This window comes from Pseudomonas sp. AS2.8 (assembly GCF_014190935.1).
Classification (GTDB): Bacteria; Pseudomonadota; Gammaproteobacteria; order Pseudomonadales; family Pseudomonadaceae; genus Chryseomonas.
Genome location: NZ_JACHVV010000001.1, coordinates 500,780 through 523,919, shown reverse-complemented (window position 1 = coordinate 523,919; position 23,140 = coordinate 500,780). Strand labels below are relative to the sequence as shown.

Genomic DNA, 23,140 nt, shown 5'->3' with positions numbered 1-23,140 from the left:
TTTTTCATGGGCGTGCGAGGCTACTGCCGCTGGGCGGCGGCGGCCTTGCTGTCGTCCATGCCGGTGGTGTTGCCCAGCAGGCTGGCGGTGGCGATCTGGATGAAGGCCTCCAGGCGCTTTTGCAACTCGGGCGCGCTGGCATCGCCCTTGAGTACTTCGCCACCGGCCTGGGTGCCCAGGTGATAGCGATAGAGCACGGCATCGCGGTCACGCGGCTTGACCAGGATGCGATCGCCGGTGACCAGGGCCACGGTCTGGTCGCTGCCCGACGGCTTGATCACCGCCACGCCCGGATCGTCCTGCGGCAGGCCCAGCAGGTCGCGGCCCCAGCACTGGTGCTGCGTCGGCTTGCCGAAGCGGGCCAGGACGGTGGGCACCACGTCGATCTGGCTGCCCACGGTGTCGCGACGGGCGCCAAAGGTTTCCTGCACGCCCGGACCGATCAGCAGGAGCGGGACGTTGAAGCGCGACAGGTCCATCTCGGTGATCTGCTCGTTGTTGCCGAAGCCGTGGTCACCGACGATGACGAACAGGGTGTCCTGGTACCAGGGCTCGTGCTTGACCTTGGCGAAGAACTGACCCAGCGACCAGTCGGCGTAGCGCATGGCGGTGAGGTGTTCGTCGAGCGAGCCGTGACCGGTGACCGGGGTGACCGGCAGGTCCTTGGGCAACGCATAGGGGGTGTGGTTGGACAGCGTCTGCAGCAGCGCATAGAAGGGCTTGCCGTCCGGCGCCTTGGCCAGCGTGTCCAGCTCCTGCACCGAGCGGTCGAACATGTCCTGGTCGGAGACACCCCAGGTCGGATCCATGAACACCGGATTGACGAAGTCTTCGCGACCGACGAAGCGGGTCATGCCCTGGTTGCTGAAGAAGCCGGACTGGTTGTCCCACTGGAAGTTGCCGTTGTAGACGTAGACGTCGTCGAAACCCCGGGTGCTGAGCAGTTGCGGCAGACCGGAGAATTGGTGGGCGCCCTCGGGCATGCGCATCAGGTATTCGAAGGCCGGCAGATTGGGGAAGCAGGCCATGGTGGCGAACATGCCCTGGTGGGTATGGGTGCCGTTGGAAAAGAAGCGGGTGAACAGGGTGCCCTGCTTGGCCAGGGCGTCGAAGTTGGGGGTGATGCCGTCTTCGTTGCCCAGGGCACCGATATAGCGACCGGCCATGCTTTCCATGAGGATCACCACCACGTTGCGCACCTTGGGCAGCTGGCCCTCGGTGGGCGGGGTGTAGATCCGGCGGACGGCGGCCTTGTCGGCGTCGATCAGTTCATCACGCGGGGTCAGCAGCAGCTGTCGGGTGGTGGCCAGCGCCTCGGCGGCCGGCATGGTGGCCTTCCAGCTGTTGTCGCGGTGATCGGAAAAGCTGTTCTCGGCGGCATTGATCAGGGTCAGGGTGCCGTTCAGACCCAGATGGTTGGCGAACATCGAATCGGTGGTATAGGCGTCGCCCCAGCGCAGCGGCGGCCCGGATCTCAGGGTGCCACGGGCGGCGATGACGGCCACCACCAGGCAGAGCATGAAGACCGCGCCCCGGCGATACCAGGCGGCCGGTCGCGCCGCGGCATGACGCCGGGTAGCTCGCTCGACGCCAAAGAACACCAGGCCCAGCAGCAGGGTCGCCACGGCCCAGGCCAGGAGCAGGCGCACCACCGGGAAACCGTTCCAGATCATGCTGGTGACGGTGTGCAGGTCTTCCTGCATGTACTGGAACACCAGGCTGTTCAGGCGCTGGTGGAATTCGCGGTAGAAATTCAGCTCGCCGACGCCCAGCAGCAGGCAGAGGCTGGCGGCCAGGGTGAACCAGCCGGCCTGCAGCCGGCGCGCGGCCATGGCTCTGGCGCTCAACAGACAGAGCAGCGAGGGCACGCAGATATAGACCACCAGGCGCAGGTCGAAGCGCGCGCCGTTGAAGAAGGCCTCGGCGAAGGTGGCGAAGGGCGAATCGCCGATCAGGTCGGTGTTGTAGCCCAGCAGCGCCAGGCGCAGCAGGGTGAACATGACCAGCAGCGCCAGGCCGCAGCCCAGGACGAAGCTCAGGTGGCTGCCCAGCGTCGGCACCGGGCGGATGCCGGCGGTGCGCGGGGATTGGGGGACTTCCGTTTGCGACATGAAAACACCTTGTCAAAAGCAGCAGGGATTCGCGGCGCGTGGCCAGCGGCTCGGGATCGGCCACGCAGAGGCCTCGGGCGCGGTCGGCAGGCGTGGGAGTTTAACCATCCGGGGCGATCGCGCCAGTCCCGGCCGCTCAGGCCTGGCCGAAGCGAGACCTCCGCCGCGCCGTCAATCGCCCAGCCTGAGCAGGAGCACGTCAAAATTTCGTTAAGGACTGCTCTGGATGCGACGTCAGCACAGGCATGGGCGGCAGCCGCCGCTTGCAGTAAAATCCAGCACCCTTGACCGCTCCAGCGCCGTATTCAGGATGTCCCATGGCTCACCGTGACGCTCTGCAGGTGCTTCGCACCTACCTGACCAGCCAGATCCTTGGCCAGGAAACTCTGGTGGAGCGCCTGCTCATCGCGGTGCTGGCGGATGGTCATCTGCTGGTGGAAGGCGCCCCGGGGCTGGCCAAGACCAAGGCCATCAAGGACCTGGCGGAAGGCCTGGAAGCCGATTTCCATCGCATCCAGTTCACCCCCGACCTGCTGCCGGCCGACATCACCGGCACCGAGATCTATCGTCCCGACACGGCGACCTTCTCCTTCCAGCAGGGGCCGATCTTCCACAACCTGGTCCTGGCCGACGAGATCAACCGGGCACCGGCCAAGGTGCAGTCCGCGTTGCTGGAAGCCATGGCCGAACGCCAGGTGAGCATCGGCCGCACCTCCTATGCGCTGCCCGACCTCTTCCTGGTGATGGCCACCCAGAACCCCATCGAGCAGGAGGGCACCTATCCGCTGCCCGAGGCCCAGCTCGATCGCTTCCTGATGCACGTCAAGATCGGCTACCCCGACGCCTCGGTGGAGCGTCGCATCCTGGCCCAGGCCCGTGGCGAAGCCCTGGACGGCGAGACCCTGCCGACCGAGCGCGTCACCCAGGCGGCGATCAATGCGGCTCGCCGCGAGGTGCTCGGGCTGTACATGGCCGACGCCGTGGAGGAATACCTGGTCCAGCTGATCATGGCGACCCGCACCCCGGGGCGCTTCGACCAAGACCTGGCGCACTGGATCACCTACGGCGCCAGCCCGCGCGGCTCCATCGCCCTGGATCGCTGCGCCCGTGCCCACGCCTGGCTCGCCGGGCGGGACTTCGTCAGCCCCGAGGATATCCAGGCGGTGGTCTTCGACGTCCTGCGCCACCGCATCATCCTGTCCTTCGAGGCGGAAGCCGCCGGCATCGACCACGACCGGGTGGTGCAGCGCATCCTCGATCTGGTGGCCGTGGCCTGAGATGGCCGAGCGCAACGGCGTGACCCTGGGCCTGGCCGAGCTCATCGAAATGCGCCACCGGGTGGTCGAGGTGCAGCTGTTTTCCGCGGCCGGACGGCGCAGCCCGCTGATCGGCCTGCACCACTCGCGCCTGCGCGGGCGCGGCGTGGATTTCGACCAGGTGCGCGCCTACCAGCCCGGCGACGACGTCCGGGCCATCGACTGGCGCGTCACCGCCCGCACCCGCGAGCCCCATACCAAGCTGTTCCATGAAGAGCGCGAGCGCCCGGTTTATCTCCTGCTGGAACAGAGTCCGCGCACCTTCTTCGGCACTCGCCAGCAATTCAAGTCGGTGCTGGCCGGGCGGCTGGCCGCGCTGATCGGCTGGGCGGTGCTGGAGCACAACGACCGTATCGGCGGCATGATCTTTGGCGGCGAGCGCCTGCACGAGGTGCGCCCGCGACGCAGCAAGCAGAATCTGCTGCGCTTCTTCGATCACCTGGTCAACGCCAATCGGGCGCTGCAGGATCCGGCCCTGGCCCAGGTGCCGCGCATCACCTTCAACCAGGTCCTGCGCCGTGCTCGCGAGGTGCTGCGGCCCGGCAGCCTGGCGCTGGTGATCTGCGACGAGCGCAGCCTAGACGTGGCCACCGAGCAGCACCTCACCCTGCTCTCGCGGCACAGCGACCTGGTCCTGCTGCCGCTTTCCGATCCGCTGGATCATGAGTTGCCCCAGGCCGGCCTGCTGCGTTTCACCAGCGGCCAGGCCGAGGTCGAGCTGGATACCGATCGCGCCGACGTCCGCCAGGGCTATGCCGAGCAGGCCGCGCTGCGCCGCGAACGCTGGACCGAACTCAGCCTGCGCCTGGGCATTCCGCTGCTGCCGCTGTCCACGGCGGACGACCTGGTCGAACAGCTACGCCACCTGTTGCGGCAACATCGCCCGGGGTACACCTCGTGACCCCCGGCCTGCCGACGCTGGAGCCGCTGCGGCTGCCACCGGAACCGGCCTGGTGGCCACCGGCGCCGGGCTGGTGGTTGCTGCTGCTGGTCGTGGTGGCCCTGGGTTTCTTTCTGCGCCACCGCCATGGGCGGCGGCCGCTGGGCGGTGCGCTCCCCGTCGAGGCGACCACCGAGGAGGACCTGCGCACCACCGCCCTGGCCGAACTGGCCCGCCTGCCGCGGCCCTATGGCGCGCCGGCCGGACCCTGGCTGCAGGCGCTGAATGCACTGCTCAAGCGCCTCTGCCGCGCCAGCTATCCGGATCAGCTCAGCCAGACGCTGAGCGGCCGCGACTGGCTGGCCTTTCTCGATTCGCGCTGCCCGGCAGCCGGCCTGACGCGCTACATGATCCTGGTCGACGGTGGCTATCGTCCGGACTGCCGACTGAATGACCGCGTCATCGACGGCCTGCAGGACGCCGTCGCCACCTGGATCCGCAAGCATGTTTGAATTCGCCTGGCCGTGGCTTTGGCTGCTGTTGCCGCTGCCCTGGGCGCTGCGCGTGCTGTTGCCCGCGGCCGACAGCGGCCAGGCGGCCCTGCGCGTGGAATTCCTCGGTGAACTCGAACATCTGGGCGGCCGCCTCCGCCACACCGGCGGCCTGGGCGGCACCCGCCGCCTGCTACCCTTTCTGCTGGGCTGGCTGCTGATCCTGGCCGCCGCGGCGCGCCCGCAATGGGTGGGGCCACCCCAGCCGCTGGACGTGAGCGGACGCGACCTGCTGCTGGCGGTCGACGTCTCCGGGTCCATGGACACCCCGGACATGCAGCTGGGCGACGAGAACGTCAGCCGCCTGACGCTGGTCAAGCAACTGCTTGGCCGCTTCATCGACAGTCGCCAGGGCGATCGCGTCGGCCTGATCCTGTTCGGCTCCCAGGCCTATCTGCAGGCCCCCCTGACCGCCGACCGCCGCACCGTGCATGCCCTCCTCGAAGAAGCCCAGATCGGCCTGGCCGGGCGCAACACGGCGGTGGGCGACGCCGTGGGCCTGGCGGTCAAGCACCTGCGCAAGCGGCCGGACAACAGTCGCACCCTGATCCTGGTCACCGATGGCGCCAGCAACGGCGGCGTGGTCACGCCCGAGGTGGCGGCCAGCCTGGCGGCCAGCGAGCGGGTACGCGTCTATACCCTGGGCATCGGTGCCGATCCGGACACCCTGGGCGCCGGGGCGACACCCAGCGATCTCGACGAACCCATGCTGCGCCATCTAGCCGAGGTCACCAACGGCGCCTATTTCCGGGTGAGATCCAGCACCGAACTGGCGGCCGTGTCGCGCCAGCTCGATCGCCTCGAACCCATCCGCCAGCAGCCGGACCAGGCTCGCCCTACCCGCGAACTCTATCCCTGGCCGCTGGCCGGGGCGCTGCTGCTCGGCCTGGCCCTGGCGCTCGGCCGCCTGCCGTGGCCGCAGCGCTGGCAGCGTGGAGGCAAGGCCCGATGAGCGACTGGCTGCCGCTGTTCCTGCGCCCCTGGTGGTTGCTGGCCCTGGTGCCGGTCGCCCTGGTGATCGGCTCGCTGCGCCGGCGCCGGCATCGTCACGGGCGCTGGCAGGCGCTGCTGCCTCCGGCGCTGCAGCCCTGGCTGCTCAGTGACAGCGATCGCCAGCGCTCGCCGCTGGGGCTGGTGCTGCTGGGCCTGGCCGGGGTGCTGGCCTGCCTGGCCCTGGCTGGCCCCAGCTGGCAGCAGGGCGAAGCGCAGAACTTCCGCCGCAACGATCCACTTGTGGTGGTGCTGGCGCTGACGCCCGACCTGCTCGCCACCGACGTCACCCCGAACCGCCTGCTGGCCGTGCAGCGCAAGCTGCAGGATCTGCTCAAGGCGCGCCAGGACGGCGAGACCGCCATCGTCGTCTATGCCGGCAGCGCCCACATCCTGGTGCCCCTGACCGACGACCTGCCGACCATGGACAACCTGCTCAAGGCGCTGCGGCCGTCGATCATGCCGGTGCCCGGGCAGCGCGCCGACCTGGGCATCGCCCAGGCCCTGGAGCTGCTCGGTCCGGCGCCCAGCGCTAGCGCCCGGCTGCTGCTCATCGCCAGCGACCTGGACGACCGCGAGCGCCTGGGCCTCGAGCGCCAGCTGCAGGGTCGACTGCGCCAGCTGGCGATCCTCGGCCCGGGTACGCCTCAGGGTGCCCCCGTGGCCGCCGAGACCGGCAACTACCTGAGCGACGCCGCTGGCGGCATCCGCATCGCCCGTCTGGACGAAGGCCACCTGCAGGGCGTCGCCCAGGCACTGGGCGGGCGCTATCAGCGCTTGCAGCGTGACGACGGCGACCTGCGCCGTCTCGGTCTGCTGGAGCGTCCCGGCGATGTGCGCGCCAACGACGGCCAGGCCCCCTCGGACTGGCGCGACCAGGGTTACCTGCTGCTCCTGCCTCTGCTGCTCTTGGTCGCCTGCGGCGCGCGCCGCGGCTGGCTGCTGTGCCTGCCCTTCTGCCTGCTGCTAACGCCACCTCCGGCGCAGGCCGGCAGCTGGGACGACCTCTGGCTGCGGCGTGACCAGCAGGCCCTGCAACTGCTGGCCGACGACCAGGCTGGCGCGGCCGCCGACCTCTTCAGCGACGAGCGCTGGCGTGGCGTGGCGCTCTATCGCGCCGGCGACTTCAGCGGCGCCGCCGCGGCCTTCGCCCGGGATCCGTCGGCGGACGGCCACTACAATCGCGGCAACGCCCTGGCCATGGCCGGACGCCTGGACGAGGCCCTGCGCGCCTACCGCGCGGCGCTGGTGTTGCGCCCGGATCTGACCCCCGCCCTGCGCAATCGCAATCGCCTCGAACGCCTGCTCGCCCAACGCGCCGCAGCCCAGGCCGAGGCCGCCGCCCGCAGTCGCAAGGCGCAGAACGCCAGTCAGAGCAGCGCCCAGGCGGACGAACCGGCCAATGGCAGCACCCCGCCGTCCGCTGCAGCCGCCGCGGCCAGTCCGCAGCCGCAGGCCCAGGCCGGCGCGGACTGGCTCGTCAGTCCCGCCTATGCCGAAGATCCCCTGGCGGAGGAACAGCGCCAGGCTGCCGAACAGTGGCTGCGCGAGATCCCCGACAATCCGGCCGAGCTGCTGCGTCGCAAATTCTGGTACCAGCAACAACAACGCGAGGAGAACGCACTGCAATGAAGGCCTATCCGTTGCTGCTGCCCCTCGCGCTGCTCGCGCCCCTGCTCCAGGCGGCGGATCTCAGCGCCCGCCTGGAGCGCAACCAGCTCAGTCAGAACGAGACGCTGGAGCTCATTCTCGAGACCACCGACCCCGCCCAGTTCGGCAAGCCCGATCTCGGCCCGCTGGAGCAGGATTTCCGCGTGCTCGGGGTCCGGCAGAACAGCCTGCCGCCCGGCGAGCGGGTGACCACGCGCTGGAACGTGACCCTGCAACCCAAGGCCAGCGGCGCCCTGACCATTCCCGCACTGACCCTGGACGGCGCCCGCAGCCAGCCGCTGACCGTTACCGTGGAGGCCAGCGCCGCCAGCCGCCAGACCCGCGAGCCGGTCTATCTGGAAGCCACGGTGGAGCGCACCCGGCTCTATGTGCAGGCGGAAACCATCCTGACCATCCGCCTCTACCACGCCGTGGCGCTCTATGACGACCATGTGCTCACCCCGCCCAACCCCAGCGACGCGCGGGTGGATCTGCTCGGCACCCCACAGGTCTACGAGCGTGACGTCGAGGGCGTACGGCATGGCGTGATCGAATGGCGCTACGCCATCCATCCGCTGCAGAGCGGTACCCTGGTGCTGCCACCCCAGACCTTCAGCGCCACCCTGGCCGGCAGACTCGACGACAGCGCCCGTGCCGGCCAGCCGATCCAGCTGCGCACCCCCGCGCTGACCCTCGAGGTCCTGCCGCAGCCCCCCAGCTATCCGCCGCAGACGCCCTGGGTGCCGGCGCGCAGCCTGACCCTGACGCAACAATGGAATCCCGCGCCGGAAGACGCCCGCGAGGGCAGCGCCCTGACCCGCACGCTGCAGCTGCGTGCCGAAGGCCTGGCACCCGGTCAGCTGCCCCCGCTGGTGCTACCCGAAATAGAGGGCGTGAAGCGCTATGCCGAGCAACCGCGGCTGTCGCTGCAGACCCAGGCACGCGGACTGGTCGGGCAACGCGAGGAACGGGTCGCCCTGATTCCCACCTCCACGGGTGACAAGGTCCTGCCACCGGTGGAGGTGGTCTGGTGGAACACCGAGACCGATACCCTCGAACGCGCCACCCTCCCTGCCCAGACCCTGGTGGTGGCCGAGGATCCGACGCTGCAGCCGGTGGCGACCGTCACGGCCAAGCTCAGCGGCGGTGACCGTGGCCTCTGGCGCTGGCAGCTGGCGACAGCCTTTTTCGCCCTGACCACCCTGCTCGGCTTCGGCCTCTGGTGGCGTGCCCGCCGTCAGCCGGCGGTCTTGCCGACCGTGCCCGATCTCGACAGCCGCCTGCAGCGCGAAGAGCTGCGCCGCGCCTGCCAGAGCAATGATCCCCACGCGACCCGCCACGCGCTGGACGCCTGGGCCCGGCAGCAACCGGAAACCCTGGCGGCCATGGGGGCACGTTTCGAGCCCCTGGCCGCCGCGCTCGACGACCTCAACGGGGCGCTCTATAGCGAAGCCGGCCAGCGCTGGCAGGGCGAGACGCTGTGGCAGGCGATCAATGCCCTGCCGCCGCTGACGCCCGCGGCCGTGCACGACACCCTGCCACCGCTCTATCCGCGCTGAGCGGCGTCTTCCAGCCGCGCCAGGCGCTCTTCGAGGGCGGCGATCCGGGCTTCCAGTGCCTCCAGCCGGCCTTCGCGTCCGCCGGCAGGGGTACCGCTGTCGGAGGCACTACCCAGCTGCGCGACCTGGGCGTCGCGTTCCGCCGCGTTGCCGAACAGATGCAGATAGCGCTCTTCGCGCTGGCCAGGCTGTCGTCCCAGGCCGGTGGCCAGGCCACGGGCGATCAGGCGCTCCAGGTGGTGGCGCACCTGCTCGGTATCGTCGAAGGCATGCATCCGGCCGCTACGGGCCAGCAATTCGCCCAGGGTCTGGGGCCCGCGCAGGAACAGCAGGGCACAGAGCACCCACTGGGGTGGCGGGAGCTCCAGGGCCTTGTCCAGCCGCTGTTCCCAGCGATCCGCACGGCTGCCCATGACCAGGCGGGCCAGGCCGCGCTCTTCCAGACGTCGCAGTCCCTGCCCCACTTCGCCCGGGGTGAGGTTGAGCACCGGCTCGCGACTGGTCTTCTGGTTGCAGGCCAGCACCAGGGCATTGAGGGTCAGGGGATAGCTTTCCGGGGTGGTCAGCTGCTTCTCGATGAGACTGCCGAGAACGCGGATCTCGTTGGCCTCCAGCGGCTCTTCGGCAAAGGCGGGGGTGACTGCTTGGCTCATGGCGGACTCCGCTTGGATGACGCGCCAGCCTAGCCTGCCCTCAGCGCCGTCGCCACTGCGGCAGCCCGATCAGCACCACCGCGCCCACGATGACCAGCATGGCCAGTGTTTCGGCCGCGCCGATCCGTTCGCCGGCGGACAGGGTACCCAGCAGCACCGCCACCACCGGATTGACGTAGGCGTAGCTGGTGGCGGCCGCCGGTCTTACCCGTCCCAGCAGATAGAGATAGGCGCTGAAGGCGATCAGCGAGCCGAACACCACCAGATAGCCCAGCGCCAACCAGCCACCCAGGGCCGGCCAGTGCTGCAGGCGCTCGCCGCTGAGGTAGCTGGCACCGAGCAGCACCGCTCCCGCCACCAGCATCTCCACCGCGCTGGCCATGGCTCCACGCGGCAACGGCAGGTAGCGACTCCAGATCGAGCCGAAGGCCCAGGCCGCCGCGGCGAGCAGGATCACCGCCGCGCCCAGGGGCGTTGCGCTCATGGTATCGCCCAGATTGAGCAGGGCGATCCCTACCAGGCCCAGGGCGATGCCGGCCCATTCCAGCAGGGTGTTGCGCTGCCCCCAGAGCAGACCGAACAGCAGGGTGAACAGGGGGACCGTGGCGATCGACAAGGCGGCGATGCCGGAGGTCACGCCCCAATGCTCGGCCAGAGTCACCCCTCCGTTGCCGACGCCCAGCAGCAGGATGCCGATCACCGCGGCCGCGGCGGTCTCGCGCGCCGTTGGCCAGGGCGCCCCGCGCCAGCGCAACCAGCCCAGCAGGAGACTACCAGCGATGAGAAACCTCAGCCCCGCCATCAGCAGCGGCGGCCAGTGGGCCACGCCGATGCGAATCACCAGATAGGTGGAACCCCAGACCACATAGAGCGCGAAGAAGGCTGCCAGCAGCGGCAGCCAGCTGGGCAGGCGTGGCGGCGCGAGGCAGGGCGAGGCGGAGGTGTCCATGCGCGAGAGATTCCTGAGGGGCAGGCTGACATTGTAGGAGCGCGCGGCAAGACGGCTAAGATACAGTCGAGCGAGAAACGGGCCGACCAGCCTTTGATTCAGCATACTTTAGGGATAGCGACCTTCGATTCGAAGGCGGGGGAACGGACATGGACCATATCGATCGTCGGCTCATCGACCTGCTGCTGGTGGAAGGCCGCGCCAGCTATGCGGATCTAGGGCGCCGACTGGGACTCTCCGCCCCGGCCATCGCCGAGCGCATCGCCAAGCTGGAAGACGCCGGCATCATCACCGGCTATGGCGCCCGTATCGACCGCCGCGCCCTGGGCTACGGCACCGAATGCCTGATCTCCCTACGCCTGCACAGCACCAGTCAGGGCCCGGTATTGAAGAAACTGGAGGCCCTCCCCCAGCTGCTCGCCTGCCACCGGGTCACGGGCGACGACTGCCTGATGCTGCGGGTCGCCGTACGCGACATGGGCGAATTGGAGAGCCTCATCGATCAGCTGACTCAATTCGGCATGAGCCGGACCGTGGTGGTGCTGTCGACGCCTTTCGAGCGCCCGCTGCCGCTCATGCCCAGCTGACGGCGCGCAAAAAAGCCCCGGCGCCTTGCGGCACCAGGGCTGGCGGAGCGCGACGCCCTAGATGAAGGAGTCGTCGTCGCCACTGTCGTCGAAGAAGCCACCACCGCCGCCGGTATCGCCATAGTCGGCGGCGTCCTGGAAGCCGGCGTTATCCTGGAAGCCACCGGCATCCTGGAAACCCCCGCCATTGTCGTAACTGGCGTTGTCTGCCCAGCCCCCCTGCGAGCCGGCATCGGCCAGGCCCTGGTCGGCGGTCGGGGTCTCGTTGATGACGTTGACGATCTCCTCGGGTTGCGAGTGATGGAACAGGCCCGAGATGGCCTGGGCCGCCAGCACGCCACCGGCTACCCCGGCCGCGGTCTGCAGCGCGCCGCCCATGAAGCCACCCATGCGCGAAGGCGCGGCCTGGGGTGCGCCATAGCCGGGTGCGGGCTGGGCATAGCCGGGATTGGGCTGGGCATAACCCGGATTGGCGGGACGCGGCGCTGCCGGACCCGGGTCATTCCAGCCACGCGACGGCGCGGCGTTGGCCGGTGCCTGACCGCCCGCTGGCTGGCTGCTGCCACCACCGAACAGGCTGGAGAGGAAGCCACCGCTGCTCGGGCGATTCTGCTGGACCTGGGCCATCTGGCTTTCCAGCTCCCTGACGCGCTGGTCCAGCCGCTTGATGGCGGCCTCCTGGATCAGCATCGCCTGGGCCATGTAATAGGGTGCCGCGGGCTGCTCGCGCAGGCGCTGCTGGATCAGCGCCTCGGCTTCCCGGTCACGGGGCGCGGTCTGGGCTTCCGTGGTCTTGAGACGGTCGAACAGACCTTCGATCAGCTGGCTTTCTTCGCGTTGCATGATGACCCTCCCGCAGACGGTCTACTGGTGGCCTTCCCCTGGGAACGGCCTGGATGTCGAAAGGCGCAGTGGCGTGCGCTGCTATGCCAGATAGAGGCGCAGCGGCGACTTTTCAAGCAGGACCTGCGCTATGTTCAGCGCGGATTCAGCCAGCCCTCGCCGCCCCAGCTTCTCTCTTCTGAAGGGACGGCGGGGCGGCGAGTTCCAGCGCCGCACCGGTGACTGGACAACCGGCCTGTGCTGCGGGAGTCTGCCGCTTTCCCCGCGAGAGTCGCCCATGCCGCCACTGCTCATCCTGATCGACCAGCAACAGGGGATCCGCGCGCCCCACCTGGGCCCCCGCAACCACCCGGATGCCGAGCTGCGCATGGCCGACCTGCTGGCCGCCTGGCGCCAGGCCCGGGCGCCCTTGCTGCACGTCCGGCACCTGTCGCGCAGTCCGACTTCGGTGTTCTGGCCGGGACAGCCCGGCGTGCAGTTCCAGCCGGCGCTGGCGCCGCTGCCCGGCGAGACGGTGTTCGACAAGCAGGTCTTCGACGCCTTCGCCAACAGTGGCCTGGAGCGCTGGCTGCACCAGCGCGGCATCGCCTCGCTGCTGATCTGCGGCGTGGCCAGCGAGAACTCGGTGGAGGCTACCGCGCGTAGCGCCGGCAATCTGGATTTCACCACCTGGGTCGCCGAAGACGCCTGCTATACCTTCGCCAAGGCCGACTTCGCCGGGCGGCCGCGCAGCGCCGAGGAGGTCCATGCGATGGCCATGGCCAATCTGCACGGCGAATACGCCACCGTCATCTCCACGGCGGCCATGCTCGAACGTCTGCGGGCGAACGGGTCGCCCTGCTAGACTGCCCTCCTGAACGTCTGGAAGAGCTGCATGAACCCTGTCGATATCCTGCGCGACTCGCTGTCTTTCTTTGCCCGCAATCTGCGGCCCCTGGCCGTCCTCACCCTGCCCTGGCTGCTGCTCGAAGCCCTGTTGCGCTATCAGGTGCTGGAACGCTTCGGCGCCAGCGGCGGCCTGTGGGACATGCTGGTCAGCCTGCTCTGCTATCCGCTGTACACCGCCGCCCTGCTGATCTTTCTGGAGGCCCGCACCCAGGGCAACACCCCGCGCCTGAGCGGCGTCTGGGGCGCCGCCCTGCTGCTCTGGCCGCGCTTCGCCATCCTCGCGGCCCTGACCTCGGGGCTGGTGATGCTGGGCTTTTCGCTGTTGATCGTGCCGGGCTTTCTGATCATGGCCAAGCTGGCCTTCGCCGAGAACCTGCTGGTCCTGGAGGGACGGGCACCACTGGACGCCCTGCGTGGCAGCTTCCGGCTGAGCCGCGGGCACTTCTTCACCCTGCTGGCGTGCATCCTGGCCACGGTCCTGCCGGCCTGGCTGCTCGACGCCTGGATCACCCAGCATTTCGCCGAGGCCGCGGTAGCGGAGATCGCGCTGCAGACCTGCTCGGGCTTCCTGCAGCTGATCCCCAGCATCGCCGTCTACCGCATCTACATGCTGGTCAGGCAGAACGCCTGACCTGGCCACTCACCACATCAGGTCGTCCGGCACCTGATAGGCGGCATAGGGATCGTCCGGATCCGGCTCGCCGCTCTGCACGTTGAGCAGCACCACCCGCTTGGGATCGCGCTCCTGGATGCGCTCGGCGGTAGCCCGGGGCACCACCTCGTAGCGGCCCTCGTAGCGCACGATGGCCAGGCTGCCCTTGCTGAGCTTGTCTCTCATCATGACGTTGACCGACAGGCGCTTGACCTTCTTGTCGTCGACGAAGTTGTAGTAGTCCTCGGTGCTCAGCTTGGGCAGGCGGCTGGTCTCGATCAGCTGCTTGATCTGTGCCTGCTCGGCCTTGCGCTTCTTCTTGTCTTCCTGAGCGCGATTGAGCTCCTGGTCCTTGGCCAGCTTCTCCGCCTGGGCCTGCTGGACGGCCAGCTCCTGGGAGCGGTCCTTTTCCGTCTGCCCGCGATGCTCCATGCGGGTCTGCTTCTGCTTCTGCTTGACGGCCTGCTTGGCCTGCTTTTCATTGACCAATCCGGCTTTCAGCAGCTGGTCGCGTAGGGACATGCTCATCGATACGACTCGTCTAGATCATCCAAGGGGGCGCGACTCGAAAGCGGCCGCGCGCCAGGGTGTCCATCCTGCTCAGCCGACGAACCGAGTGCAAGCCTTTCTCTGGGGTGAAATAATGCGGTCATTACCTATCCGCCCCTGGTTCGGGCGCTGCCGATCACAATTCGCCCATGATTACCTTAGCGATCGTCCTGCTCTTCGTCGCCAGCGTGCTCTTCGTCCACCTTCGCGGACGCGCTCGGCTGCCCTTCCTGCGCCAGCTGGTCAACCACTCGGCGGTGTTCGCTCCCTACAATGCCCTGATGTACCTGTTCTCCAGCGTGCCGTCCAAGCCCTATCTGGATCGCAGCCGGTTTCCCGAGCTGGACGTGCTCAAGGACAACTGGCAGGAAATTCGCGTCGAAGCCCTGCGGCTGTTCGACGAGGGCTATATCCGCGCCGCGGAAAAGGACAATGACGCCGGCTTCGGTTCCTTCTTCAAGAAAGGCTGGAAGCGTTTCTACCTGACTTGGTACGGCGAGCCGCTGCCCTCCGCCCAGACCCTCTGCCCGCGGACCGTTGAACTGGTGCGGCAGATCCCCAACGTCAAGGGCGCCATGTTCGCCCTGCTGCCGGGCGGTAGCCATCTGAATCCCCATCGCGATCCCTTCGGCGGCTCGCTGCGCTATCACCTGGGCCTGGCCACGCCGAACTCGGACGCCTGCCGCATCTATGTCGATGGCCAGCCCTACGCCTGGCGCGACGGCGAAGACGTGATGTTCGACGAAACCTACGTGCACTGGGTCAAGAACGAGACCGACCAGACCCGGGTCATTCTCTTCTGCGACGTCGAGCGGCCGCTGCGCAACCGGCTGCTGACCCGCGTCAATCAAGCGGTCAGCCGTTTCCTCGGCAGCGCCACGGCGCCGCAGAACGTCGAAGGCGAACGGGTGGGCGGGATCAACCAGGCCTATGCCTTCAGCAAGAGATTCGGGGATCGCATCGGGGGTGGCGTGAAGAAATTCAAGCGGCGCCATCCCAAGGCCTACCGCATCGCCAAGCCGGTGCTGGCGGTGCTGGTGGTGATCGCGCTCTACCACTGGATCGTCAGCTGAGGCAGCGATCCTGCGCAGTCGGCCTGATCAGCCGGAACGCTGCTGGCGCTGGCGATGCAGCCGGGCCACCAGCTCGGCTTCGGCCTGGGACAGACCGCAGGCCTGGGTGAGATCGTCGGCGCTGGCGCCCAGCCCCACCAGGCGCGCCGCCTGGGAAAAGGACAGACTGGTGGGGTCGCTCTGCTCGATCTGGGTCAGGCGATCGGGCAAGGGTGCCACCACCTGGGCCAGCCCCTGCACCTGCTCGCCCATGCGCACCTGCCCGGCCTGGTAGGTTTCCAGGCGCTTGAGCAGGATCTGCATACGCTTGTCGACCAGGGCCTCCCGCTCGGCCAGCTTGGCCGCCTGTTGCTGCTGGCGCTGCCAGAGCAACCAGCAGCAACCGCCGAGGCCGGCACAGGCCAGCCCCAGGGCAACGCTGAGCAGGATCAGCCCGACGAGCATCAGATGCTTTCCAGCTCCGACCACTCTTCTTCGGTCATCAGCTTGTCGAGCTCGACCAGGATCAGCAGCTCGCCGTTCTTGTTGCACACGCCCTGGATGAACTTGGCGGATTCGTCGTTGCCGACGTTCGGTGCGGTCTCGATCTCCGATTGCCGCAGGTAGACCACCTCGGCCACGCTGTCGACCAGGATGCCGACGACCTGCTTGTCGGCCTCGATGATGACGATACGGGTGTTGTCGGTGACCTCGGTGGGCAGCAGACCGAAGCGCTGACGGGTGTCGATCACCGTCACCACGTTGCCGCGCAGGTTGATGATGCCCAGCACGTAGCTCGGCGCACCCGGGACCGGAGCGATTTCGGTGTAGCGCAGGACTTCCTGGACCTGCATCACGTTGATGCCGTAGGTCTCGTTATCCAGGCGGAAGGTGACCCATTGCAGGACCGGATCTTCGGAACCCTGTGCGGACGTTTTTTTCATGTTCCCTAGCCTCGTCAAATACCGCACGTGCGGCGAAGCGGGCGAACCCGCCGGTTAGTTGCAGCGGGCAGCCCTAGCGACGGCCACCCACCACCTGTTCAGCGAGCGCCGCCACATCCAGCAGCGCACACATCTGATCGATCACCGTACCGGCCAGCCACGGCCGGGTAGCGCGCTGATTCCGCCATTTGACCTCGGCGGGATCCAGCCGTACCGAATGGCTGACACCATGCACGGCCAGGCCCCAGTCCAGGCCCTGCAGCGATATAACGAATTTCAGGCCTTCGCGATAGTCGTCGCGGTAGCGCTCGGGCATCACCCAGCGCGCCGCGTCGAGCACGCGCAGGTTGCCTGCCTGGCAGGGTAGCAGGCCCAGGAACCAGTCTGGCTGACCGAACAGCGGCGTCAACTCTTCGTCGGTGAGCGGGTAGATGGAGCCCAGGCACACCAGCGGCGCGGCCAGGGTCAGGCCGGCCACGTCGAACAGCAGGCATTCGAAGGGTTCTTCGCCCCACTCGGGGCGACCTTCCAGGTGCACGGCGCTGGGCGGTACGCCAGCCGCCGCTACCGGTTGCACTGCCGGGGTACCCAGCGCAATCCCCTCCACCACCGGACGCGCCGGCTCGGCAGCGGGGGCCAGTTCGGGGACGCGCCAGTCCAGCTCGATGTCGGTTTCCGGCGGCACCGGCGCCTCGGGCGCAGGCTGCAGCACCTCGGGCAGGGCGACGCCGGCACGGCGTGCGGCCAGCGGCACGACCCGGGGTTGCCGCGCGGCGTCCCGTTCGAGCTCCTCGCGCACCGCGGCGGCGAATTCATCTTCGCTCACGCTGGCGATCGGCGCCGCCGGTGCCACCACGGGAGCCACGACCGGCGTGGCTTCGGCGGCCGGCAGTTCCAGGAACGCGTCCAGCAACAGGGCATCGAGATAGCCCTGGAGGACACGCTGAGGACGATTGTCGAGGGACGTCGGTTGGCTCATGGCGATCTACGTGGGTGAGTTGTCCAGCCTATCGGCCGGCAGGGTGGAAAACTTGAATCAGGCGACCTGGCTGCTGGGCGCCCCGTCGAGCAGGTGCCGCAGCAACGCCCGGTAGGCGATGACGCCGCGGCTGTTCAGCTCGTAGCGCGATGGCACCTGCCCGGAACGACTGGCGTCGCGCAGCCGCGTATCGATGGGAATGAAGGCCTGCCACAGCTGCGCCGGGTAGGTACTGCGCAGCACCTTGAGCGTGCCGATGGAAGCCTGGGTACGGCGGTCGAACAGGGTTGGCACTATGGTGTAGGGCAGCGCCTGCTTGCGCGAGCGATTGATCATGGTCAGGGTGTTGACCATGCGTTCGAGCCCCTTGAGCGCGAGGAATTCGGTCTGGGTCGGAATCACCAGATGCTGACTGGCCGCCAGGGCATTGACCATCAGCACGCCGAGCAACGGCGGACTGTCGATCAGCACATGATCGAAGTCGTTCCACAGCTGTGCCAGGCTCTTGGAGATCACCAGGCCCAAACCGCTCTGGCCAGGCGACTGACGCTCTAGGGTGGCCAGCGCAGTGCTGGAGGGCAGCATCGACAGCTGCGGATGGCTGGTGGGCAGCAGCAGCCGCTTCGGCAGGCCCTCCGGAACCTGGCCGCCGTGCTGGAACAGGTCGAACGCGCTGTGTTCGAGGCTGTCCGGATCCTGACCGAAATAGCTCGTCAGGGAGCCGTGGGGATCGAGATCCACCAGCAGGACGCGCTTGCCCTCATCGCCGAGCAACCCGGCGAGGGCAACGGTGGTGGTGGTCTTGCCCACCCCACCCTTCTGATTGGCGACAGCCCAGACTCTCATGTGCAGACTTCCTCCCGACGACACGACCAGTCGGGTCAAGGCGCCGGCTTGGTGGCCGGCGACGAAGATTTGACAGGCGCCACCCCGGGCGCCGGTTCTCCAGGCGATGCTGCAGATTGTGTGCCAGTCGACGGATTTTGCAAGGTGCTCTGTGGCCGGAACAGGTCGAGATTGCGCGAGATCAGCAGGACCACCCGCCGGTTGCGGGCCCGATTGACGTCGCTGGTGTTGTCGACCACCGGCTGATAGGCGCCATAGCCCACCACGGCCATGCGCTGCGGGGCGATGCCGTTGCCGATCAGCAGCCGCACGATACTGGCGGCCCGGGCCGCCGACAGCTCCCAGTTGGTGGGATACAGCGCCGTGCTGATGGGGCGGTCGTCCGTGTAGCCCTGTACCTGAATCGGATTTTTGAACGGCGCCAGAATCTTGGCCACCTTCTCCATGAGACCGAAGGCGGGATTGCTCGGCAGCGAATCGCCGCTGGCGAACAGCAGGTTTGAGCTGAGCTCGATTTCCAGCCACATCTCACTGGCCTTGATGTTCAACTGGTCGCCGGCGATGAGATCGCCAAAGGTGGCGCGCACACTGTCGGCGATCTGCTGCAGCGGATCGCTGGGGGTACCCCTGGCCGGCTGGGCGGCGCTGGCGTCCATCACCGTCGGCGTCACGCCGGCGGGACGCTGATCGCCAAGGGGGATGGGTTTGAGCGAACGCTCCGGCTGGCTGAAGATGCCCGACAGGCTGTCCGAGAGCACCTTGTACTTGCTCTCGTTGAGCGAGGAGATGGAATACATCACCACGAAGAAGGCGAACAGCAGGGTGATGAAGTCCGCATAGGAGACCAGCCAGCGTTCGTGGTTCTCGTGTTCTTCGGGACGGCGGCGGCGACGAGGCATGCGGCGTCCTCCTAGTCCAGGAAACCTTGCAGCTTCATTTCGATGGAGCGGGGATTCTCGCCCTCGCCGATGGACATCAGGCCTTCCAGCAGCATTTCCCGGTAGCGGGACTGTTGCTGGGCCAGCGCCTTGAGCTTGTTGCCCACGGGCAGCAACAGCAGGTTGGCGAAGCCGACACCATAGATGGTGGCCACGAAGGCCACGGCGATGCCGCTGCCCAACTGGGAGGGATCGGCGAGATTCTGCATGACGTGGATCAGGCCCATCACCGCGCCGATGATCCCGACCGTGGGCGCGTAGCCACCCATGGCTTCGTAGACCTTGGCGGCGGCGATGTCGCGATCTTCCTGGCCGTAGAGATCCACTTCGAGAATGCTGCGCAAGGCCTCGGGCTCGGTGCCGTCCACCAGCAACTGCAGGCCCTTGGCGGCATAGGGATCGGCTTCGCGGGCGACCAGGGGCTCGAGACCCAGCAGGCCTTCCTTGCGCGCGACGTTGCTCCAGTTGACCACCTTGCGGATGCCGCCGGCGAGGTCCAGCCGCGGCGGCACGAACACCCAGGCCAGCATGGTCAGGGACCGGCGCAGCACCGGCAGGCGGGTCTGCAGCAGGACGGCACCCAGGGTGCCGCCGACCACGATCAGCGCCGCGGGAGCATTGGCCAGGGCGGTAAAGGAACCACCCTCCAGCAGGTTGCCACCCATGATGGCGGTAAAGGCCAGCAGGATGCCGATGAGACTGAGAACGTCCACGCTCAATGCCCTTCTGGCCAGAGCAAGCCTGCCGTCACGAACAGGCCTCGGTCAGGTGTCTGCCGATGTCGTCCAGGCCGTAGATGGCGTCGGCCAGATTGGCCTTGGCGATGGCCATGGGCATGCCGTAGATGACGCAACTGGCTTCGTCCTGGGCCCACACCTGGCTGCCGACCTGCTTGAGCATCCGCGCGCCTTCGCGGCCATCGGCGCCCATGCCGGTCAGGACCACCGCCAGCACCTTGTCGGCATAGGCCTTGGCCGCGGAGCCAAAGGTCACGTCGACGCAGGGTTTGTAGTTGAGGCGCTCGTCGCCGGGCAGGATCTTCACCGTGCCACGGCCGTCCACCATCATCTGCTTGCCACCCGGTGCCAGCAGCGCCAGGCCCGGACGCAACTGGTCGCCGTCCTCGGCTTCCTTGACGCTGATGCGGCAGAGCTTGTCCAGGCGCTCGGCGAAGGCCTTGGTGAAGGCCGCCGGCATGTGCTGGATCAGCACCAGGGGTGCCGGGAAATTGGCTGGCAGCTGGGTAAGCACCCGCTGCAGGGCCACCGGACCACCGGTGGAGGTGCCGATGGCCACCAAGCGATAGTGCTTGCGCTTGGGCGGCGGCGAAGCCGGAGCCGTGGGGGCGTGACCGACCGGCGCGCTGCTGGACGCCGCCGGACGCGTTGCCGGGCGCGCGGTGGCCAGTGCGGCCGAGGCACTGGCGGGCGCGGCCGGCGCGACGCTGGGGGCTACGGCGAAACGCCGGTTGGAACGGGCGATATGGTGGATCTTCTCGCACAGCAGCTTTTGCACACTGGCGGGATTGCGCGAGATGTCCTCGAAATTCTTCGGCAGATAGTCGACCGCGCCGGCATCCAGGGCATCCAGGGTGACCCGGGCGCCTTCGTGGGTGAGCGAGGAGAACATCAGCACCGGGGTCGGGCACTTCTGCATGATGTGGCGGACCGCGGTGATGCCGTCCATCATCGGCATCTCGTAGTCCATGGTGATGACATCGGGTCGCAGCGCCAGGGCCTGGTCGACCCCTTCGCGCCCATTGCTGGCCGTGCCCACCACCGAGATGTTGGGATCGGCCGCCAGGATTTCCTTGAGCCGACGCCGGAAGAAGCCGGAATCGTCCACCACCAGTACTTTTACCGGCATACGTTGAAACTCCTAACTGGGGCGGCGCAGGCCACCCGATGGCGCCAGGCCCAGGGCCCGACGCCGCTCGTACCTGGCCGACTCAGAGCCCGCGACGGGCGTAGCGCTTGAGCATGCTGGGCACATCGAGGATGAGCGCGATGCGCCCGTCGCCGGTGATGGTCGCTCCGGACATGCCGGGCGTTCCCTGCAGCATCTTGCCGAGTGGCTTGATGACCACCTCTTCCTGGCCCACCAGCTGATCGACCACGAAGCCGATGCGCTGGGTGCCCACCGAGAGGATCACCACATGCCCTTCCCCCTGCTCCACATGGGCCGCATTGGGCACCAGCCAGCGCTTGAGGTAGAACAGCGGCAGCGCCTTGTCGCGCACCACCACCACTTCCTGGCCGTCCACCACGTTGGTGCGGGACAGGTCGAGGTGGAAGATCTCGTTGACGTTGACCAGCGGGAAGGCGAAGGCCTGGTTGCCCAGCATCACCATCAGCGTCGGCATGATCGCCAGCGTCAGGGGCACCTTGATGACGATCTTGGAGCCCTGGCCCTTGGTCGAGTAGACGTTCAGGGTGCCGTTGAGCTGGCTGATCTTGGTCTTGACCACGTCCATGCCCACGCCACGACCGGAGATGTCGGAGATCTCGGCCTTGGTGGAGAAGCCCGGGGCGAAGATCAGGTTGAAGCACTCGGTCTCGGTAAGGCGATCGGCCGCGTCGCGGTCGAGCAGGCCTTTCTCCACGGCCTTGTTGCGCAGCAGATCCGCGTCCATGCCCTTGCCGTCATCGGAGATCGACAGGAGGATATGGTCGCCTTCCTGCTCGGCGGAGAGCACTACACGCCCCGCGCGGGACTTGCCGTTCTCTTCACGCTCGGCTGGCCCCTCGATGCCGTGGTCAACCGCGTTGCGCACCAGGTGCACCAGCGGATCGGCCAGGGCCTCGACCAGGTTCTTGTCAAGGTCGGTTTCTTCGCCCACCAGCTCCAGGTTGATCTCTTTCTTCAGGCTGCGCGCCAGATCGCGGACCAGGCGCGGGAAGCGGCCGAAGACCTTCTTGATCGGCTGCATCCGCGTCTTCATGACCGAGGTCTGCAGATCGGCGGTGACCACGTCGAGATTGGACACGGCCTTTGCCATGGCCTCGTCGCCGCTGTTCAGGCCCAGGCGCACCAGGCGGTTACGCACCAGTACCAGCTCGCCGACCATGTTCATGATCTCGTCCAGCCGGGCGGTATCGACCCGCACGGTGGTTTCCGCCTCACTGGTGGGACGTTCGGCGGGCGCGGCAGCTGCCGGCTTGGGCACTGCGACCTCGGCAACCGGAGCCGGTTTCGGCGCGGGTGCAGGCGCGGGCTGAGGCGCGGCGACCGGTGCCGGCGCAGCAGCCGGTGCGGCTACAGCATCGGCAGCTGCCGCGGGACCACTGAATCGGCCCTTGCCGTGCAATTCGTCGAGCAGGGATTCGAATTCGTCGTCGGTGATCTCGTCACCGCTCGCCGCTGCTGCCGGGGCCGCTACAGCAGGGGCTGCCGTGACCGGTGCCGCGGCTTCGTTCGCGACGAACTTGCCCTTGCCGTGCAATTCGTCCAGCAGGGCCTCGAATTCGTCGTCGGTGATGTCATCACCGCTCGCTGCAACGGCAGTGGGCGCTGCGGCGGCAACCGGCGCAGCGGCCGGCGCGTCATGGAACTTGCCCTTGCCGTGCAACTGATCGAGCAGAGCTTCGAATTCGTCGTCGGTGATGTCGTCACCACCGGCGGCCGCAGGCGCTGCCGCTGCCGCGCTCGGCTCGCTGCCCAGGGCATCGAGCAGATTCTGGAAATCGGCATCGCTCAATTCCGGCTCGGCAGCTGCTGCAGCAGCGACGGGCGCTGGCGCCGCGGCCACCGGCGTGGCAGCCACGGGCGCGGCCGCTACCGGCGCCGGTTCGCTCCCGGCCGGGTCGGCCAGGCGAGCCAGTGCCGCCAGCAACTCGGGCGAGGCCGGGGTCGGCTCTTCGCGTTCCCGGACCTGACCAAACATCTCGTTGACGGAATCCAGTGCCTGTAGCACCACATCCATCAGTTCGGCATCCACGCGGCGTTCGCCCTTGCGCAGGATGTCGAAAACGTTTTCCGCGATATGACAGCACTCGACCAGGGTATGGAGCTGCAGGAAACCGGCACCGCCCTTTACGGTATGGAAGCCACGAAAAATGGCGTTCAGCAGATCCATGTCATCCGGACGGCTTTCCAGCTCGACCAATTGTTCCGACAACTGTTCGAGAATCTCGCCGGCCTCTACCAGGAAATCCTGGAGGATCTCTTCATCGGCGTCGAAGCTCATTCCTGCACTCCCCAAGA

Annotated in this window: 23 protein-coding genes; 10 read left to right on the top strand and 13 right to left on the bottom strand. The window is 67.8% G+C overall.

Translation table 11 applies throughout. The features are described from left to right. Positions 1–20 precede the first annotated feature (20 nt). Complete coding sequence (locus tag FHR73_RS02415) at positions 21–2,111, bottom strand: LTA synthase family protein (RefSeq protein WP_183629259.1); 2,091 nt, start codon at positions 2,109–2,111, stop codon at positions 21–23. A gap of 317 nt (positions 2,112–2,428) precedes the next feature. Here FHR73_RS02415 and FHR73_RS02410 point away from each other — a divergent pair, with 317 nt between their 5' ends. The 6 genes from FHR73_RS02410 to FHR73_RS02385 are packed head-to-tail and all read left to right on the top strand — an operon-like array spanning position 2,429 to position 9,057. Beyond that, positions 2,429–3,388, top strand: coding sequence for a MoxR family ATPase (locus tag FHR73_RS02410; RefSeq protein WP_007160342.1), 960 nt, complete (start codon positions 2,429–2,431; stop codon positions 3,386–3,388). A 1-nt stretch (position 3,389) separates the two neighbouring features. Further along, a complete protein-coding gene (locus tag FHR73_RS02405) occupies positions 3,390–4,328 on the top strand; it encodes a DUF58 domain-containing protein (protein ID WP_183629257.1) in 939 nt (312 codons plus the stop codon). After that, positions 4,325–4,819, top strand: coding sequence for a DUF4381 domain-containing protein (locus FHR73_RS02400; protein ID WP_183629256.1), 495 nt, complete (start codon positions 4,325–4,327; stop codon positions 4,817–4,819). The genes FHR73_RS02405 and FHR73_RS02400 overlap by 4 nt, the downstream gene beginning before the upstream one ends. Next, the gene (locus FHR73_RS02395; RefSeq protein ID WP_183629255.1) at positions 4,812–5,810 is read left to right on the top strand and encodes a VWA domain-containing protein; all 999 of its coding nucleotides are present in this window, start codon (positions 4,812–4,814) and stop codon (positions 5,808–5,810) included. Before FHR73_RS02400 ends, FHR73_RS02395 begins: the two co-directional genes overlap by 8 nt. Further along, on the top strand, positions 5,807–7,480 hold the full coding sequence (locus tag FHR73_RS02390; protein ID WP_183629254.1) for a tetratricopeptide repeat protein: 1,674 nt from the start codon (positions 5,807–5,809) through the stop codon (positions 7,478–7,480). Before FHR73_RS02395 ends, FHR73_RS02390 begins: the two co-directional genes overlap by 4 nt. After that, positions 7,477–9,057, top strand: a complete 1,581-nt coding sequence (locus tag FHR73_RS02385; RefSeq protein WP_183629253.1) for a BatD family protein — start codon at positions 7,477–7,479, stop codon at positions 9,055–9,057. The genes FHR73_RS02390 and FHR73_RS02385 overlap by 4 nt, the downstream gene beginning before the upstream one ends. On the opposite strand, the gene FHR73_RS02380 is transcribed toward FHR73_RS02385, so the two are convergent. Then, entirely contained in the window at positions 9,045–9,710 is a 666-nt protein-coding gene (locus FHR73_RS02380; RefSeq protein WP_183629252.1) for a YceH family protein, read from the bottom strand. The genes FHR73_RS02385 and FHR73_RS02380 overlap by 13 nt on opposite strands. Positions 9,711–9,750: 40 nt before the next feature. Beyond that, positions 9,751–10,659, bottom strand: coding sequence for a drug/metabolite exporter YedA (yedA, locus tag FHR73_RS02375; protein ID WP_183629251.1), 909 nt, complete (start codon positions 10,657–10,659; stop codon positions 9,751–9,753). A gap of 149 nt (positions 10,660–10,808) precedes the next feature. Between yedA and FHR73_RS02370 the strand changes: the two genes are divergently transcribed. Further along, positions 10,809–11,246 (top strand): Lrp/AsnC family transcriptional regulator, encoded by a 438-nt coding sequence (locus FHR73_RS02370; protein ID WP_183629249.1) that lies wholly within the window; start codon positions 10,809–10,811, stop codon positions 11,244–11,246. A 57-nt stretch (positions 11,247–11,303) separates the two neighbouring features. Here the strand turns inward: FHR73_RS02370 and FHR73_RS02365 are convergent, their stop codons facing one another. After that, complete coding sequence (locus FHR73_RS02365; RefSeq protein WP_183629248.1) at positions 11,304–12,089, bottom strand: DUF2076 domain-containing protein; 786 nt, start codon at positions 12,087–12,089, stop codon at positions 11,304–11,306. 277 nt (positions 12,090–12,366) lie between these two features. On the opposite strand from FHR73_RS02365, the gene FHR73_RS02360 reads away from it, so the two are divergent. Together FHR73_RS02360 and FHR73_RS02355 are read left to right on the top strand one after the other, a co-directional pair. Beyond that, positions 12,367–12,933, top strand: coding sequence for a cysteine hydrolase family protein (locus FHR73_RS02360; RefSeq protein WP_183629247.1), 567 nt, complete (start codon positions 12,367–12,369; stop codon positions 12,931–12,933). Positions 12,934–12,963: 30 nt separating this feature from the next. Continuing rightward, a complete protein-coding gene (locus FHR73_RS02355) occupies positions 12,964–13,608 on the top strand; it encodes a YciC family protein (protein WP_183629246.1) in 645 nt (214 codons plus the stop codon). A gap of 9 nt (positions 13,609–13,617) precedes the next feature. Here FHR73_RS02355 and FHR73_RS02350 read toward each other — a convergent pair whose 3' ends face one another. Then, a complete protein-coding gene (locus FHR73_RS02350; protein WP_133862375.1) occupies positions 13,618–14,157 on the bottom strand; it encodes a DUF2058 domain-containing protein in 540 nt (179 codons plus the stop codon). Positions 14,158–14,327: 170 nt separating this feature from the next. Here FHR73_RS02350 and FHR73_RS02345 point away from each other — a divergent pair, with 170 nt between their 5' ends. Continuing rightward, positions 14,328–15,251: an aspartyl/asparaginyl beta-hydroxylase domain-containing protein gene (locus FHR73_RS02345; protein ID WP_115946553.1), complete on the top strand. Its 924-nt coding sequence runs from the start codon at positions 14,328–14,330 to the stop codon at positions 15,249–15,251. 27 nt (positions 15,252–15,278) lie between these two features. On the opposite strand, the gene FHR73_RS02340 is transcribed toward FHR73_RS02345, so the two are convergent. From FHR73_RS02340 to FHR73_RS02305, 8 genes are all read right to left on the bottom strand, one after another. Then, entirely contained in the window at positions 15,279–15,695 is a 417-nt protein-coding gene (locus FHR73_RS02340) for a DUF2802 domain-containing protein (RefSeq protein ID WP_133862377.1), read from the bottom strand. Then, positions 15,695–16,174 carry a chemotaxis protein CheW gene (locus FHR73_RS02335; protein ID WP_007160357.1) on the bottom strand — a complete coding sequence of 160 codons (480 nt, stop codon included), beginning with the start codon at positions 16,172–16,174 and terminating at the stop codon, positions 15,695–15,697. The genes FHR73_RS02340 and FHR73_RS02335 overlap by 1 nt, the downstream gene beginning before the upstream one ends. A 73-nt stretch (positions 16,175–16,247) precedes the next feature. Further along, a complete protein-coding gene (locus FHR73_RS02330) occupies positions 16,248–17,153 on the bottom strand; it encodes a chemotaxis protein CheW (RefSeq protein ID WP_183629245.1) in 906 nt (301 codons plus the stop codon). Between the two features lie 57 nt (positions 17,154–17,210). Then, positions 17,211–17,999: a ParA family protein gene (locus tag FHR73_RS02325; RefSeq protein ID WP_183629244.1), complete on the bottom strand. Its 789-nt coding sequence runs from the start codon at positions 17,997–17,999 to the stop codon at positions 17,211–17,213. A 35-nt stretch (positions 18,000–18,034) separates the two neighbouring features. Then, positions 18,035–18,898, bottom strand: coding sequence for a flagellar motor protein MotD (motD, locus tag FHR73_RS02320; protein ID WP_183629243.1), 864 nt, complete (start codon positions 18,896–18,898; stop codon positions 18,035–18,037). Between the two features lie 11 nt (positions 18,899–18,909). Further along, positions 18,910–19,650, bottom strand: coding sequence for a flagellar motor protein (locus FHR73_RS02315; protein WP_183629242.1), 741 nt, complete (start codon positions 19,648–19,650; stop codon positions 18,910–18,912). A 34-nt stretch (positions 19,651–19,684) separates the two neighbouring features. Continuing rightward, complete coding sequence (locus tag FHR73_RS02310) at positions 19,685–20,803, bottom strand: chemotaxis response regulator protein-glutamate methylesterase (protein ID WP_183629240.1); 1,119 nt, start codon at positions 20,801–20,803, stop codon at positions 19,685–19,687. An 82-nt stretch (positions 20,804–20,885) separates the two neighbouring features. Further along, complete coding sequence (locus tag FHR73_RS02305; RefSeq protein ID WP_183629238.1) at positions 20,886–23,123, bottom strand: chemotaxis protein CheA; 2,238 nt, start codon at positions 23,121–23,123, stop codon at positions 20,886–20,888. Positions 23,124–23,140: the final 17 nt, after the last annotated feature.

Coding starts and splice junctions, on each gene's coding strand:
- yedA (WP_183629251.1), bottom strand. CDS start 10,659: ATGGACACCTCCGCCTCGCCCTGCCTCGCGCCGCCACGCCTGCCCAGC.
- FHR73_RS02380 (WP_183629252.1), bottom strand. CDS start 9,710: ATGAGCCAAGCAGTCACCCCCGCCTTTGCCGAAGAGCCGCTGGAGGCC.
- FHR73_RS02330 (WP_183629245.1), bottom strand. CDS start 17,153: ATGAGCCAACCGACGTCCCTCGACAATCGTCCTCAGCGTGTCCTCCAG.
- FHR73_RS02385 (WP_183629253.1), top strand. CDS start 7,477: ATGAAGGCCTATCCGTTGCTGCTGCCCCTCGCGCTGCTCGCGCCCCTG.
- FHR73_RS02350 (WP_133862375.1), bottom strand. CDS start 14,157: ATGAGCATGTCCCTACGCGACCAGCTGCTGAAAGCCGGATTGGTCAAT.
- FHR73_RS02360 (WP_183629247.1), top strand. CDS start 12,367: ATGCCGCCACTGCTCATCCTGATCGACCAGCAACAGGGGATCCGCGCG.
- FHR73_RS02305 (WP_183629238.1), bottom strand. CDS start 23,123: ATGAGCTTCGACGCCGATGAAGAGATCCTCCAGGATTTCCTGGTAGAG.
- FHR73_RS02345 (WP_115946553.1), top strand. CDS start 14,328: ATGATTACCTTAGCGATCGTCCTGCTCTTCGTCGCCAGCGTGCTCTTC.
- FHR73_RS02405 (WP_183629257.1), top strand. CDS start 3,390: ATGGCCGAGCGCAACGGCGTGACCCTGGGCCTGGCCGAGCTCATCGAA.
- FHR73_RS02325 (WP_183629244.1), bottom strand. CDS start 17,999: ATGAGAGTCTGGGCTGTCGCCAATCAGAAGGGTGGGGTGGGCAAGACC.
- FHR73_RS02335 (WP_007160357.1), bottom strand. CDS start 16,174: ATGAAAAAAACGTCCGCACAGGGTTCCGAAGATCCGGTCCTGCAATGG.
- motD (WP_183629243.1), bottom strand. CDS start 18,898: ATGCCTCGTCGCCGCCGCCGTCCCGAAGAACACGAGAACCACGAACGC.
- FHR73_RS02355 (WP_183629246.1), top strand. CDS start 12,964: ATGAACCCTGTCGATATCCTGCGCGACTCGCTGTCTTTCTTTGCCCGC.
- FHR73_RS02370 (WP_183629249.1), top strand. CDS start 10,809: ATGGACCATATCGATCGTCGGCTCATCGACCTGCTGCTGGTGGAAGGC.
- FHR73_RS02410 (WP_007160342.1), top strand. CDS start 2,429: ATGGCTCACCGTGACGCTCTGCAGGTGCTTCGCACCTACCTGACCAGC.
- FHR73_RS02340 (WP_133862377.1), bottom strand. CDS start 15,695: ATGCTCGTCGGGCTGATCCTGCTCAGCGTTGCCCTGGGGCTGGCCTGT.
- FHR73_RS02365 (WP_183629248.1), bottom strand. CDS start 12,089: ATGCAACGCGAAGAAAGCCAGCTGATCGAAGGTCTGTTCGACCGTCTC.
- FHR73_RS02415 (WP_183629259.1), bottom strand. CDS start 2,111: ATGTCGCAAACGGAAGTCCCCCAATCCCCGCGCACCGCCGGCATCCGC.
- FHR73_RS02390 (WP_183629254.1), top strand. CDS start 5,807: ATGAGCGACTGGCTGCCGCTGTTCCTGCGCCCCTGGTGGTTGCTGGCC.
- FHR73_RS02310 (WP_183629240.1), bottom strand. CDS start 20,803: ATGCCGGTAAAAGTACTGGTGGTGGACGATTCCGGCTTCTTCCGGCGT.
- FHR73_RS02395 (WP_183629255.1), top strand. CDS start 4,812: ATGTTTGAATTCGCCTGGCCGTGGCTTTGGCTGCTGTTGCCGCTGCCC.